Raw genomic sequence first — 13853 nt, forward strand, 5'->3', positions numbered from 1 at the left:
ATCGCTGCGCGATGGGACAGCGGAGCGCCCCGCTTCGCGGGGCGCCAAGGCGGCTCGCTTCGCTCCCCGCCCGCGCGAGCGCGGGCGTTCCCTCCGCTTCGCTCCGTGAACGCAGTGAACGGGCCGCGCTCCGCGCGGCCCTGATGGGCTGCCACTTCGTGGCAGCCCATCAGGGGTTCCGCTTCGCTCCACCCCGGCCCGTCCGCTTCGCTCCCGGACCAAGCCCGCTCCGCGGGCAGCCTGCAACAAGCCTGGGGGCTCGGTGTTTCCCGGCTCCTGCGCCGAGGCACCCTCACTACTCGAACACCACCGTCAGCCGGTCAGACCACCCGGATGACCGATCCTGCTCCGCAACAGCCTCAAGCAAGTCACGGACCTTGTATGGGCCCGGGCGTGGTCTGTTCGTGCCACCCCGGGGCGCCTCCGCCCTCAGACCCAGTACCCGCCGCAGCCACAGGGCTGAGGCTCCTCGTTCGGTGCCAGGGTCAGCGGGCCCAGTCTCGCCGCCAGTTCCTCGGCGTTCAGGTGCCCTCCGAGCCGGTCCCAGCTCGCGATGAACCGTCCAGGTGTGAGCCCAAGGTCGAAGACGGCTGTGAACGTCGAGATCATGCAGAAGGCAATCGTGCCGTCACGGTCGACTGGATCTCTGATCCGAGCCTCCGGGTCTCCTTTCAGCCAGGTGAGCATCTCCAGCATGGGCGCCCCGCCGATCGCCCTCCGGCGCAGCTCCCGCTCGATCTCCTGCTGTCCAGCGTCCCGGCTCATAGCCCACCGTTCGAAGAGACCAACCCGCAGAGTGGTGCTTCAAACTTGAGCCCGGCTAGATATTGGAACTGATGACATGGTGCGTTCCTCGGTCCCTGTATAGAGCCACGCGTCGACGGCCAGTGAACCTTGTCGTGCGAATGATTCGAGCTGGGGGTACCAGGGCTGGGCTCGTCACTCGGCTTCGTCATCGAAGTCCTCGCCGCGCGGCCAGCGCCCGGCCCGGCAGCCAAGTCCGTCACCACCGCCATGATCGAGGTCGGCAGTGACCTCGGCATCCCGGAGCTGTCGGAACTGCGCCTCAACACCGACTCGACACAACTGCGCCAGCAGATCGGACGCCGCATCGGCATCGGAGACACCCGAAGCGAACCCGCAGCCGGCAGCCTGGCCGCCCCCCTCAGCGCGAACCTGGGCCACGCCGTCCTGCTCTGCCTGCAAAACCAGGACGAAGTCGCCTCCAAGAAGATCCTGTTCCACCGCCAGAACGACCGCGACATCGCCAACAGTCTCAAAGCCACGATCCCGTACTTCCTCGGCGCGGTCCCGGAGGATCAGGCGGCACTCCAGCAGCAGCTCCTCCAGGCCAAACGCGCCCAGCGCAGTGCGGAGAACCGCCTCAAAGCCGCCCAGGAAGCGAACCAGGCAGTCGAATCACAGCTGCAGTCCCTCCTGGGCGAAGCCCGAGTCCACGGGCTCCTCGCCGACGACTCCTTCAGCAGCGCGGACAGGGACATGGTCATCGAGGCACTCCGGCAGGCCTCCTCCTTCCGCCCGGCCCGGCCCGGCGCAGACGAGGAGCAGCGCAGGCAGGAACTCCTCCTCAGCGAACAGTCCGCGGCCCTGCGCCGACAGCTGCGCTCACTGGCCGAAGAGCGCCAGCTCCTGAACGATCTGGAATCCCAGGCCGCCGGCTACAGCGGGGCCGTCACCCGCGGCATGTCCCGCTTGTCCGCACTCAGCCTCGTGCCCGACGGCTTCCCCGGCGAACACAGCTGCCCCCTGTGCGGAAACGAGCTGACCGAACCCGACCCGACCGTCGCCGCCATGCACACCACCCTCGAAGACCTCCGCGGTCAGCTCGACAGCGTGCGGGCAGTGCAGCCCCGCCGCGAGCAGGCCCTGCGCGAGATCGAACAGGTCTCGGCACGTCTACGCGAAGAGCTCCGCGGCATCGAGGGCGCCCTCAGCGTCATCGCCGAACAGCGCTCCGAGCAGGCCGGCCTCCTCGGACAAGCCGAAGCCCAGGCCTACACCCGCGGCAGGATCAGCGCGTACCTCAGCCAGATCAGCACCACAACCGACAACGGCCACCTCCAGCGCCTGCAAGCAGATGCCGCGATGGCACAGCAGCTCGTCCAAGGCCTCGAAGAACAGCTCGACAACGACGCCGTCGACGAAAAGCTCACCCACAGCCTGGGCTACGTCAGCGGCAAGATGACCAGCCACGCCAGATTCCTGAACCTCGAACACGGCGGCGGACTCGTCCGACTGAACCTCAAGAAACCCACCGTCGTCACCGACGCCCCCGCCGGCAGCACCGAACTGCTCCGCATCGGCAGTGGCAAGAACCACGTCGGCTACCACCTGGCCGCCCACCTCGCCCTCCACCAGTACTTCACCGCGAACAGCCGGCCCGTACCCCGCTTCCTCATGCTCGACCAACCGACCCAGCCCTACTACCCCTCCGACATGGCCAAAGCCCGAGGACGGCTCGAAGACCTCGCCCTGGACGAAGACCGCGAGACGGTCACCCGCCTCTTCCAGCTCATGCACCAGGTCGTCGCCGAACTCGCCCCCGACTTCCAAATCATCGTCAGCGACCACGCCGACCTGCCCCACACCTGGTACCAGGCATCCGTCCGCTACAACTGGCGCAACGGCGAAAAACTCATCCCCACCACCTGGCTCGACACCAACCCCACCCCGTAACCGCCGCCATATACCGGGGATCACGGAACCTGCGCAGTACTCAACCAACCTGCGCAAGCAAGCCCGGAGCCAGAAACACCCCAAGTCAAACGGCTACCGCACCCAGAAACTATGCAGCTTCAGTGAGCCACCCAGCAGACATCCCGCTCAACCAACCTGCACAACCCCAGGTCAGAAGCACAACCACTGCGCAGATTCACTAAGCCGCGACATATGCGGCTGGTGCCAGCGTAGTTTGGTGGGGTGGAGGGCGTTCTCGAAGGCGATCGGTGATCGTTGTCCGAGGTGGGACTGCCGGCGTCGGGTGTTTGTTGTAGCGGTGGAGCCATCTGAAGGCGTCGAGTCGGGTCCCGCGCTCGTTGGACCAGCTCTTTCGTCCTTGCAGAGTCTCGCGTTTGAAGGTTGCGTTGAAGGACTCGGCGAGTGCGTTGTCCGCGCTGGACCCGACCGCGCTCATGCTCCGCCGCACTCCTGCTGACCTGCATGCCAGTAGTAGAAGCTCGAGCGGCTGACGCCGAGGATGCTGCAGAGCCGCTTCACGCCGTAGCGGCGCTGATGGTCGGCCACGAACTGGAAAGCGGTTCACCAGCGCGTCTCCCCGGCAAAACTCCAGCGGAGTCGGCGCCAGGGCCGGTTCCCGTGTCCGCCGTCCCCGGGGACGGCTCCCTCCGGCCGCCCGGACCCAGTTCCGCAGCATCGTCCGGATTGATCCCCAGATCAGCGGTAACCGACCTGATCATCGCTTCCGGCCGCGCCTCGTACAGCGCGACCGCGTCCGCCTTGAACTCCGGTGGATAGTTCTTCATGACCACGAGATGCCCGTCCTCAGATCCTCAGGATCCAGTGTCTCGTGTGTTCAGAATTTGGGGTCAAGGCCCCGTTCTGAAACGATCAGTCAGTCGGAGGGTGGTCCTCGGCGAGCTGGTTGTTGCGGTCGATCTGGGACATGTGTGTCTCGGCCCAGACCCGTAGAGCGGACAGCGGTACTTCCAGGGACAGACCGAGTTCGGTGAGCCGGTAGTGGACGGCAGGGGGCACGGTGGGCTCCACGCGACGCGCGACCAAGCCGTCGCGAACCAGGCTCTGGAGGGTGACAGACAGCATCTTCTGCGAGATGCCCGGGACGCGACGTCGCAGTTCCGCGAAGCGGAGCTCGCCGGGAGCCTCCCCGGCCAACACCTTGACGGCCATCGACGTCCACTTGGTGCCGATCCGGTCGAGCAACTGGCGCGTCGGACAGCGCGGATCCAGCAGATCACCACGCCGCCCGCTGGGTCCGCCGGATCTCAACGTGGTCACTCGGAGCTCACCACCTGAAAGAAAAGTGCCGCCTTGGGCGGACCAGGATAGTTCTCTAGCGTGACCTGGTAACCATTGCTCACTGCACACCTGGAGCCCTCATGCCCGAGCTGCGACGCATCCGCGTCAACGGTGTAGAGCTGAACGTCGCCCTCGCAGGATCGGGCCCGGCCGTCCTGCTGCTGCACGGCTTCCCCCACACCTGGGAGCTGTGGACGGACATCATGGCCGATCTGTCCGGCCGTTACCGGGTCATCGCGCCGGACCTGCGCGGGTTCGGCGCCAGCAGTCGGGCCGCCTCCGGGTACGACGCGGGCACCCTGGCCGAGGACGCCGCGGCGCTTCTCGCCGCGCTGGGCGCGTCCTCGGCAGCAGTGGTGGGGATCGACGCCGGCGCCGCGCCCGCCTTCCTCCTCGCATTGCGCCGCCCCTGCCTGGTTCGGCGCCTGGTCGTCATGGAGTCTGTTCTGGGCACGTTGCCCGGCGCCGAGGACTTTCTCGCCGACGGGCCGCCGTGGTGGTTCGGCTTCCATTCCGCAGCGCCGGATCTCGCAGAGACCGTCCTGCAGGGCCACGAGGCCGCCTACGTCGACTGGTTTCTGCAGGCCGGCACACTCGGCGACGGGGTACGCCCCGCGATCCGGGACGCCTTCATCCGCGCATACACCGGCCGCGAGGCGTTGAGCTGCGCGTTCTCGTACTACCGGGCCCTGCCCGAAAGCGCGATGCAGATCGAGCGGGCGGTCGCCCACGCCCGACTGACGGTGCCCACGATGGCGTTGGGCGCCAAACCAGTCGGTGCCGCGCTGGAACGCCAACTCCGCCCGGTCACCGACGACCTCACCGGACACATCGTCGAAGACTGCGGTCACATCATCCCGCTGCACCGGCCACACGTCCTGCTCACGCTGCTGCAACCGTTCTTGGCGGATGACGAGGCGAAAGCAGGGTGACCGGACCCGTCGATCACGCTCAGCGTCGGTCGATGGCGATTCCGCGGTCCGCGAGTTCCACCAGCACGGGATCGCGTCGGCCCTGCAGGATCTCGGCGTTCATCTGTGGTGACTTGTTGAGCCGCCGCAGCGACGGGATGTTCAGCAGGGGCCCCAGCTCGGTGAAGGAGTGAAGGTGCCCGAGAAGCAGTTCGGACAGCTGGGGCAACCCGGTCAGCGTGCTGATATCCGTCAGGTCGTCGAAGCTGTCCAGCCGGAGGTGCTGTAGCGCGCCGAGGCCGGCGAGGGGCGAGAGGTCCTTCCAGTGCAGCCGGGAGAGGGAGAGCTCGCGCAAGGAAGGGAGAGCGGGGAAGGTCATGAGCCTGGGGATGTCCCGCACGCCCAGGACACGCAGGTCACGGCACTCCTCCAGCACGTTCAGCGAGTCCAGGGCCGTCGTCCGGTAGAGCGACAGCCCGGTGACCGGCGTACGGGCGAGTGCGCCGATGTCCGTGAGCGCGGGGCACCCCTCGACGTCGACCGCGGCGAGCGCGGTCAGGCCGCCCAGCAGGCCGAGATCGGTGAGCACGGGAAGGTCGCGCAGCTTGAGTACACGCAGGCTCGGCACGTCGCCCAGGGCGCCGGGGCTGCTGAAGCTGTCGGTACGGCTGACCGACAGCTCCTCCAAGTCGCTGCGGCTGTCAAGTCCGGTGAGCTCCCGCAGGCCATGGCACCTGTCGAGAATGAGGGAGCGGAGACCGGGGAGGGAGGCGAAAGGGGTGAGGTCTCGGACCAGGCCAAGTCCCGCCAGGAGGAGCCGGTATGCGGAGGCCAGTGTGGCCAGGCCCGTGAAGTCAGCCAGCGTGGGGCAGTCCTCGATATCGATCACTTGCAGTGCGGGGAGTGAGCCCATGTTCGCAAAAGAGGCCAGGCGTTCGCTGCCTGAGATCCGCAGTTCCTCCAAGTGCGTCAGTGCGGAGACACCCCGCAGGTCGGAGAGGTTCGTGCAGCCCTTCAGCTCCAGCTCCGTCAGGCGGGGGTGGTGTCCGAAGCCTTGGACGGAGAGGAGGCCGGGGCACTCCTCGACGACCAGTTCGGAAAGGTTTACCGCTGCGTCGATGCCGGTCAGGTCCCGCAACTGCTTGCAGCTCGCGAGGCGCAGGGTGGTGAGCGCGGGCACGTTCGTCAGGCCGCTCAGGTTGCGTATTGCCGTCCATCCCAGATCGAGGTGGGTCAGACGGGTCAGTCCGGAGAGCTGAGCGGGGGACCTGAAGGACCGGCAACCGCGCAGGTCGAGCTTTTCGAGCTGCGGGAGCGAGGCCGCGAATCCGTCCACGGACGTAACTCGCGTGATGCTCAGGTCGAGGTGGCGCAGATGGCTGAGGGTGAGCAGCGGTTTGACGTCGGAGACCGGACGGCAACGGTGCAGGCTCAGCCACGTGAGCTGGGTCAGTCCGCTGAGAGGTGTCAGGTCCTCGACTCGCGCGCAGCCGTTCAGGTCGAGTGAGCGCAGCTCGGTGAGGCTTTTGAGTTCTGTGAGGTCTGATATCTCCTTGCAGCGCTCCACCGTCAGCGTGCGCAGCATGTCGAGGTGCCGCAGACCCTTCAGCGAGGTCACCCGCTTCAGCTTCAACTCCGTACGGCCTTCCTCGCAGAAGGCCGGAGCCAACAGGGCTGCGGCGAAGCCGTCCGGGTCATGGGCTTGCGGCCACAGTCGCACCAGCGTGTCCGACGCGAGAGCCGCGACCGGCGCAAAGGCCGCGGCAAGCTTCAGGGCGGTCCCGTCGTCGGCGAGCGCGACAAGTTCTCTCACCGCCTTGCGCGCTTGTGCGCGTTTCGCCGTCCCGAGGAGCTTGGAATAGGCGGCCACGAGGTCGTTCGGATGCTCGGCACTGATGTTGGTCATGCGAGGCGACCTTACTGACCAGCGCTGACAACGAGCCCGAACAGGCGCCGTGGCGAACCGATTTCTATGGCCGCCGTCTCATGTGGTCGTCACCCGCGTCCGCAGCACTCAGCCGTCCAGCTCACCGGCGTGCGGGGAGTGAGCTGTTGCGACGATGCGTTCCAGGACTGCGGCGTGGCGCCGGAAATCCTGCCGCCCTTCACGTGTGAGCCGTATCAGAGTGCGGCGTCCGCTTGCGTGCTTGACTTTGCGGACCTCGACGTAGCCCTTGGCCGCAAGCGAGGAAAGGTGTTTGGACAGCGCGGAATCGCTGGTGGGGACCGCGTCTCGCAGAAAGCCGAACTCGGTCCAGCTCGTCGGTGCCAGCAGCGCGACGATCGTGAGCCGAGCGGGAACGTGCAGGAACTCGTTGAAGCCATCGTCCATCAGTCGGCCTCACTCCCCGCGCGTCCACGCAGCTGGCGTGCCACGACCATGGCCCTCCACTTGCGGGCGATCAGTACACCCGCCCCGCACGGCGCAGCCGCCGCCACAGTGTGCGGCGCCAGTACGTCGGCCGCTCCCGCCACGGCGGAAAGCAACCTGAACAATCCCACGAGCCCCAGCCCGGCTGCTACTCCGTAGAGCGCGCCCTTATGGGTGAGGGGCATGCGAACCCGCGCTGTACGCAGGTAAACCACCATCGTGCCCGCTGCCAGCAACAGCGCGGGGAAGAGCACCGCCCCACCCCAGGGATGGGGCAGGTCGTAGGAGGCGAACGCCGCGAACACGAGCAGAGCCGCGGCAACGAGGAGGGGCCAGGAGAGCCCGTGACGCACGTGCTCGGCGTGGGCCTGCTCGCTTCGGCGCCGAACTTCGTCCAGTGCGCCCCGTACCTCATGAAGTGCCATACGGCTTCCTGCCTCCTCCGGCCAACCTACTTTCCTTACAGGAAAGTGCCAGGGTTTCCCTCGTGCGAAAAGCAAGGGCCGGTAGCACGAAGGAGACAACCGCTTCCCGGAACAGACCTGGCACCATGCCGCACCGCAGGACCAGAACCCGAGATGCACCCTGGCGGGCCGGTGCCGGCAAGAGGCCGACCGGCTCCATCAGCCGCACGGACAAGGAGCGCCGACGCGAATTACACCGGCCTGGCTTTCCCCCGTTGCCGCAGAAAAGTATGTGCAGGTCACCGGGCCATACTCTGGGTGCGCTCCGTGGAGAGGCTGCCCTCGTCCGCGTCGATCAGCTGGTCGATCGCCGCGACGAATGCCTCGGCCGGCAGTTCCGGCATGGCCAGCCGGCGGCAGGAGCGCTGGAACCGCAGTGCGTGGTCGCCGGGTCGCCAGACGCCCATCGCGCCGTCGGCACGGCGGTGCGCCTTCAGGCCCTCGAAGGCGACCTGGCCGTAGTGGAGGCCGATCATGCCGGGGTGGATGGAGAGGTTCCGCAGCGGAGTGATCTCCGGTGCGGACCAGCCCTCGCCCTCGGTCCAGTCCATGCTGATCATGTGCTCGGTGAACGCTTCGCCGTGGCCGGGGTCGCGCACAACCCGCGACTCGCGGGCGGCGGTGGTCTCGGCGGGGGCGTCGATGCTGATCGTCATCGTGGGCTCCTTGTGACGGGGTTTCGGTGGGAGGGGTGGGCCGGATCAGACGAGGGGCGCGAAGAAGTAGGTGTCACGGTCGGCGAACAGGTCGTCCGGGCGGACGGTGAAACGGTCGGCGAACCGCAGGTCCACCGGGTCGCCGCTGTGCAGCACTCCGTGGAACTCGCCGAAGACGCCGACGAAGGCGCCGTCCACCAGCACGTTGGTCAGCGTGTGGTTGCCGGCCCGGATGGTGCGGTCGCGGCCGTAGAAGCCGAGCAGTCCGGCCGGGCCGACCATCGGCGGGTAGCCGGGGCGGCGGTAGAGCGCGTCGGGGGCGAAGAGCGCGGCCAGGCCGTCGGCGTCGCCGCTGTCCACCAGGTCGTAGAAGCGGCGCACCAGGCGGACCGCTGATCCGGCGTCGACCGGGAGGAGTTCGGGGTTCGTGGTCATGGGGACCTCCTAGGGGTGCGGGGTGGGGTTCAGCGCGGCGCCGAGCACCCGCGCGATCCGGGCCAGCGGCTCGGGGCGGGTCATCGCGGCGTGGGCGCAGTCGATCTCGTGCAGGTCGAGCCGGCCGCCGAGGTGCGGCAGCCATGCCTGTGGGGCGGGGGTGTCGGCCGTCCGGCCGCGGGTGGCCTGGAAGAACAGCAGGTCGCCGTCGAAGCGGCCCGGTTCGAAGCCGGCCAGCAGGTTGAGGTTGGCGGCGAAGACCCGGGGCAGGGCGGCGAGCAGTTCGGGGTCCAGGCCGGCGAGCGGACCGTCGGCGGCGCCGGCCGCGGCGCGGTACTGCGCCGGGGGCGTCGGGCCCGCCTGGTGGCCGGGCAGGTCGTAGCCGAGGGTGTCGAGCAGTGCGGCCAGGGTTTCGCCGTCCTCCGGATCCCACTGACGGGCACGCCCGGCGACGGGCGGGTAGCCGTCCAGTACTGCCAGCAGCGACACCTGCTCGCCGGCGGCCTGCAACTGCGCCGCCATGGTGTGCGCCACCGCTCCGCCGTAGGACCAGCCGAGCAGCCGGTACGGACCGTGCGGCCGCACCCGGCGGATCTCGGCCAGGTACTCCTTCGCCATTTCCTCGACGCTCGCCGGGCCGGACCCCGGTTCGGTGAAACTGGGGGACGGCAGGCCGTAGCGACAGCGAGGTCGGCGCCCTGCTGCTGACCGACCCCGGCCTGCTCGACTTCGCCATCGGCGCCTTCGAACGCGCCTGGACCAGCGCCACCCCGTTTCCCGAGAGATACAGCCAGGAACGGGTCCTCGCGATCTCCGACGACATGAAGCTGGCCATCGTCCGCATGCTCATCCAGGGCCTGGAGGACCGTGCCATCGCCCGCCGCATGGGCATCTCGCTGCGCACCTGCCAGCGCGATGTCTCCGACATCATGGACACGATCGGGGCTCGCAGCCGCCTCCAGGCCGGCTTTATCAATGAGATGGGCCTGCACCTGAAAGTGCCGTCCGAACAACAATGACGTCCGTCCGCAAGGGATGGCCGACCGGGCCATTGATCATTCTCCCATGGCCCCTACACCCTCTGCCAAAGGAATGTGAGACCGCTCTTTCGCCGGTGGAATGGCCGGATGACTCCTGCTCCTTTCCTGGTCGTCCTGCGGAACCAGTTGCTTTCCGGCCATTCGATGGCGGATTCGGCGCAGGGTGAGGGTCGTGGCGAGAATTGCGCAGGCCGGTGAACAGGTCCAACGGCGGCACTTAGCGCGGTTCGCGGCCCTCGCAACAGGGCTGGAACGCGCCGCTGCGGCTCACATGATGTGATGGTTAGTCAGATACGTCGCAGGGCTCCCGGTCGGCGGCGGCGCAGCGCCGGGCGGGCCGGCAGGAGGACGCCCGCGGCCACGGTCACGACGACGACCAGGACGATGGCCGCCACCTGGACCGGCGGCAGATAGGGCAGCGACCCGGTGACGGACAGGCTGAACGCGGTGAGGGGGATCAGGGCGGCCAGCGCGCCGACCACCAGTCCGGTGACGATCACGATCGCCGCCTCGACCCGCAGCATGCGCCGGACCTGTCCGCGCCCCGCGCCCACCAGCCGGAGCAGGACCAGCTCCTGCCGGCGTCCGATGACGATCAGCACCAGGGTGCTGAGGACGGCGATGACGGTGAACCCGCCGACGACGCCGACGGCCACGGCGGTGAGCACCTGGCTCACGCCCCGGTCCGCGGACCGGAGATGTTCCAGGCTCGGGTGCGCGGTCACCCGTGCGCCGAGCACGGCACCGGAGAGCACCTTGTCCACCGCCTCCCGCACGGCCGCCTCGTCGGCGTCCGGGGCGAGCCGGGCGAGGATGCGGGTGTCCAGCGGCGTGGTCACGTGGTGTGCCAGCGCCTCGCGGGCGAACAGGAAGTCGCCGAGCGCGAGGGACCGTTCGTAGACCGCGACCACCCGCAGGGAGGCGGTGACCCCGTCGCCGTAACGCAGCCGCACCGTGGAGCCGACTCCGGCATCCAGCGCGTCGGCCCGCGCCGCGCCGATCGCGACGGTGCCCTCGCGCAGGTCCCGCAGGGAGCCGGAGGTGACGTCGGGATCGAGCGCGGCGGGCAGGGCGCCGGGCGTGACGCCCACCACCGGGAGCCGTTCGAGGACGGGGTCGCCGGCCTCCTTCCTGGCGAGGACGACGGTGCTGTGGAGCGCGCCCGTGGCGGCCTCGACGCCCGGTACGGCGGCCACCCGGCGGGCGGCCCCGGCGGGGAGTCCGGTGTCCTCGGTGGTCACGACGAGGTTCGCGCGCATCGCCTGCCGCGCCTGGGCGCTGCCCTCGTGGTCCATGGTGGCGCCCGCCGCGAGCTGGACGCCCACGAAGGCGACGACCAGGACGACCGGGGTGATCCCCGCCCCGAGCCGGCGCGAGTTCGCGGTGGTGGACGCGGCGGCGAGGTAGCCCCCGGCGCCGCCGAGCTTCCGGGCGGGCGGGGCGAGCAGGCGCATGGCGCCCCGGGCGATCCAGGGGCCGAGGAGCGCGCAGGCGATCACCAGGGCCAGGGCCGCGCTGCCCGCCGCCATGGCCGCCGGCTCGCCCGACTGCAAGGCCGCGGTGCCTGCGGAGCTGAGGCCCGCGAAGAGCACGATCAGGCCGGTCACGGTGCGGCCCCGGCCTGGCTGCCCCGGTTCGCTCTGGGCCTCGCCGAGCGCCTGGGCGGGACGGATCTTGGCGATGCGTCCGCAGGCCAGGGCGGCCGCGACCCGGGCCACGACCAGGGTCAGCACGGCCGTCAGGACCGGGGTCGCGAACATCCAGGGCAGGACCGGGAGGTCGAGCCCGACGGGGACGGCGCCGCGGTCGCGCAGCATCCACAGGAGCATCAGGAAGACCGGGACGGCTCCCACCGCGCCCACCACGGCCGCCGTGGTGGCGACGCCGGTCACCTCCCGGCCGACCGTCACCCGCAGCTGCCAGGGGGTCGCCCCGACCGCGCGCAGCAGCGCCAGCTCGCGGGCCCGCTGGTGGACCGCCTGGGTGACCGTGCCGGCCACCACGAGCACGGCGATCATGATGACGGTGGCGCACAGCATGGCCAGCAGGTTGAGCAGGCCGGCCCGGCTCGGTGCCGCGTCCAGGAACTCCGCCTGGCCGCGCCCGTTGCCGGTCAGGACCCGCAGCAGGGAGCTGTCCTGCGGATCCCTGCTGCCGGCGACGGCGTCCCGGGCCGGTTTCTCGCCGGCCAGGGCCTTGCGCAGGGCGGGGTAGAGCTCGTGCACGCTCACGCCGTCGTCGGCGAGCACCCCGATGGCGTCGACGGTGCCGGGGTGGCCGGACAGCCGGCCGGCCTCGCCCTCGGTGAAGAAGACCGCGCCCTGGTGGCCGAGCCCGGTGTCGTCGGCCTCGCCCTTCGGGGCGACGATGCCGGAGACGACGTACTCGGCGGGTGCGCCGAGCATCTGGAGCCGGAGCCGGTCGCCGGGGCGTACGCCCGCGCGTGCGGCCAGATCGCCGTCGACCGCCACCTGGCGGGCTCCCGCGGGCGCCTTGCCGGCGCGCAGGGTGAACGGGGCGAGCGCCGCCGTCGGCCAGCCGTGGCCGTACACGGGCGCGGTCCCGGAGTCGCTGTCCGGTCCGGGCACGCCCCGGCCGTCGGGGTCGGCGAGCGCGACCGGGAAGCTGCTGTCCGGGACGGCGGCGCGCACCCCGGGCACCTCGGCGACCCGGGCCACGACGGCGGCCGGGACGCGGACGCGTTCGGTGAGCGACTGGGTGACCGTGGTCATCGGGTCGCCCCAGGGCTTGGCCCGGTAGCGGGTGGTCTGGTCGGCGGCGACGACGGCGATGGTCGCCGCGTACCGCTCGACGTGGGCGTGGCCCACGAACGCCGACAGGGTGGCCAGGGCGAAGCTGCCGAGGAGCAGCGCGGTGAGCACGAGGGCGGCGAAGACGGCGGCCCACGCCTTGCGGTGCAGCCGCATGGAGCGGCGGGCGAGGAAGCGGGCGGTGCGCTGCACGCGCCCGACCGACTCCCCGTGCCGCTTCCGGGACCCGGTGCGGCCGGCGGGCGGCAGGGTGTCGACGGCCACGGTCATCGCTCCCCGAGCCCGGCGAGCCGCCGGGCCACGGTCTCCGGCTCGGGGCGGTCCTCGCGGGCGACGATGTGCCCCGCCTCGATGAAGATCGCCTCGTCGGTCCAGGCGGCGGCCTGCGGGTCGTGGGTCACCATCACCACGGTGTGGCCCGAGCCGTCCACGGCCTCCCGCAGCAGCCGCAGCACCTCGCGGGCGGTGACCGGGTCGAGCGCCCCGGTCGGTTCGTCGGCGAAGATCACGGCGGGGTCGGTGACCAGGGCCCGGGCGATGGCCACGCGCTGCTGCTGGCCGCCCGAGAGACGGAGCGGGGAGTCGTCCGCGCGGTCGCCGAGGCCGACGGCCGCCAGCACCCTGAGGGCGCGCTCGCGCACGGCGGGGTCCTGGGGGTTCATGCCGCGCAGCAGCAGCGGCAGGGCGGTGTTCTCGCCGACGGTGAGCGACGGTACGAGGTTGAGGGACTGGAAGACGAAGCCGATCCGGTCCCTGCGCAGCCGGGTGAGCGCGGCCTCGGAGAGCCGGGAGAGGTCGGTGCCGCCGACCCGTACCGTGCCGGAGGTGGGCTGGTCGAGTCCGGCGGCGCACTGCAGGAGGGTGGTCTTGCCGGAGCCGGAGCGGCCCATGACGGCCAGGAAACGGCCTGGCGGCACGTCCATGCTCACGTTGTCCAACGCGTGGAAGTCCCGCCCGCCGCGTCGGTAGCGCCGGGTGACGGATTCGAGGGTGAGCGCGCCGGCGCCCGCCGTGGTGCCGATCGGCCCGGGGGTCCTTCTTCCCATGCGAAGTGCCATTGATCTGCCTTCCGGGTCGTGCTCCTGCACCGCCTCTGTGGCGACAGTAGGCCCGCGACCAGGGGCGACACGAGGGAGCGCCCACCCGTGTACGGGTTCAGCCAGCACCACCCGGCCTTGGGCAGATGGG

General features: G+C 70.0%; 13 protein-coding genes and 1 pseudogene. 3 read left to right on the plus strand and 11 right to left on the minus strand.

The annotated features are described in order from the left end of the window. Positions 1-429 precede the first annotated feature (429 nt). Positions 430-765: a hypothetical protein gene (locus OHS17_RS32655; protein ID WP_330310444.1), complete on the minus strand. Its 336-nt coding sequence runs from the start codon at positions 763-765 to the stop codon at positions 430-432. A gap of 249 nt (positions 766-1014) precedes the next feature. On the opposite strand from OHS17_RS32655, the gene OHS17_RS32660 reads away from it, so the two are divergent. Continuing rightward, positions 1015-2697 (plus strand): DUF3732 domain-containing protein, encoded by a 1683-nt coding sequence (locus tag OHS17_RS32660; RefSeq protein ID WP_330310445.1) that lies wholly within the window; start codon positions 1015-1017, stop codon positions 2695-2697. A gap of 171 nt (positions 2698-2868) precedes the next feature. Here the strand turns inward: OHS17_RS32660 and OHS17_RS32665 are convergent. Both OHS17_RS32665 and OHS17_RS32675 read right to left on the minus strand, forming a co-directional pair. Further along, a pseudogene (locus OHS17_RS32665) lies at positions 2869-3181 on the minus strand (integrase core domain-containing protein); the annotation flags it as partial. A 407-nt stretch (positions 3182-3588) separates the two neighbouring features. Further along, positions 3589-3996 (minus strand): winged helix-turn-helix transcriptional regulator, encoded by a 408-nt coding sequence (locus OHS17_RS32675; RefSeq protein ID WP_330315424.1) that lies wholly within the window; start codon positions 3994-3996, stop codon positions 3589-3591. A 101-nt stretch (positions 3997-4097) separates the two neighbouring features. On the opposite strand from OHS17_RS32675, the gene OHS17_RS32680 reads away from it, so the two are divergent. Beyond that, a complete protein-coding gene (locus tag OHS17_RS32680; protein ID WP_330315425.1) occupies positions 4098-4949 on the plus strand; it encodes an alpha/beta fold hydrolase in 852 nt (283 codons plus the stop codon). A 19-nt stretch (positions 4950-4968) separates the two neighbouring features. Here OHS17_RS32680 and OHS17_RS32685 read toward each other — a convergent pair whose 3' ends face one another. The 6 genes from OHS17_RS32685 to OHS17_RS32710 form a co-directional block, all read right to left on the minus strand. Beyond that, positions 4969-6834, minus strand: coding sequence for a leucine-rich repeat domain-containing protein (locus OHS17_RS32685; RefSeq protein ID WP_330315426.1), 1866 nt, complete (start codon positions 6832-6834; stop codon positions 4969-4971). A 108-nt stretch (positions 6835-6942) separates the two neighbouring features. Next, positions 6943-7260: a transcriptional regulator gene (locus tag OHS17_RS32690; RefSeq protein ID WP_330315427.1), complete on the minus strand. Its 318-nt coding sequence runs from the start codon at positions 7258-7260 to the stop codon at positions 6943-6945. Next, on the minus strand, positions 7260-7724 hold the full coding sequence (locus tag OHS17_RS32695; RefSeq protein ID WP_330315428.1) for a hypothetical protein: 465 nt from the start codon (positions 7722-7724) through the stop codon (positions 7260-7262). Before OHS17_RS32695 ends, OHS17_RS32690 begins: the two co-directional genes overlap by 1 nt. 278 nt (positions 7725-8002) lie before the next feature. Next, complete coding sequence (locus OHS17_RS32700) at positions 8003-8419, minus strand: hypothetical protein (protein ID WP_330315429.1); 417 nt, start codon at positions 8417-8419, stop codon at positions 8003-8005. A gap of 45 nt (positions 8420-8464) precedes the next feature. Further along, positions 8465-8854 (minus strand): nuclear transport factor 2 family protein, encoded by a 390-nt coding sequence (locus OHS17_RS32705; protein WP_330315430.1) that lies wholly within the window; start codon positions 8852-8854, stop codon positions 8465-8467. 9 nt (positions 8855-8863) lie between these two features. Beyond that, positions 8864-9472: a thioesterase domain-containing protein gene (locus OHS17_RS32710; RefSeq protein ID WP_443066180.1), complete on the minus strand. Its 609-nt coding sequence runs from the start codon at positions 9470-9472 to the stop codon at positions 8864-8866. Between the two features lie 203 nt (positions 9473-9675). Between OHS17_RS32710 and OHS17_RS32715 the strand changes: the two genes are divergently transcribed. Further along, the gene (locus tag OHS17_RS32715; protein WP_330315431.1) at positions 9676-9873 is read left to right on the plus strand and encodes a LuxR C-terminal-related transcriptional regulator; all 198 of its coding nucleotides are present in this window, start codon (positions 9676-9678) and stop codon (positions 9871-9873) included. Between the two features lie 308 nt (positions 9874-10181). Here the strand turns inward: OHS17_RS32715 and OHS17_RS32720 are convergent, their stop codons facing one another. Then, positions 10182-12935, minus strand: a complete 2754-nt coding sequence (locus tag OHS17_RS32720) for an ABC transporter permease (protein WP_330315432.1) — start codon at positions 12933-12935, stop codon at positions 10182-10184. Further along, positions 12932-13723, minus strand: a complete 792-nt coding sequence (locus OHS17_RS32725; protein ID WP_330315433.1) for an ABC transporter ATP-binding protein — start codon at positions 13721-13723, stop codon at positions 12932-12934. The genes OHS17_RS32720 and OHS17_RS32725 overlap by 4 nt, the downstream gene beginning before the upstream one ends. Positions 13724-13853: the final 130 nt, after the last annotated feature.

Source organism: Streptomyces sp. NBC_00523 (assembly GCF_036346615.1).
Taxonomy (GTDB): Bacteria; Actinomycetota; Actinomycetes; order Streptomycetales; family Streptomycetaceae; genus Streptomyces.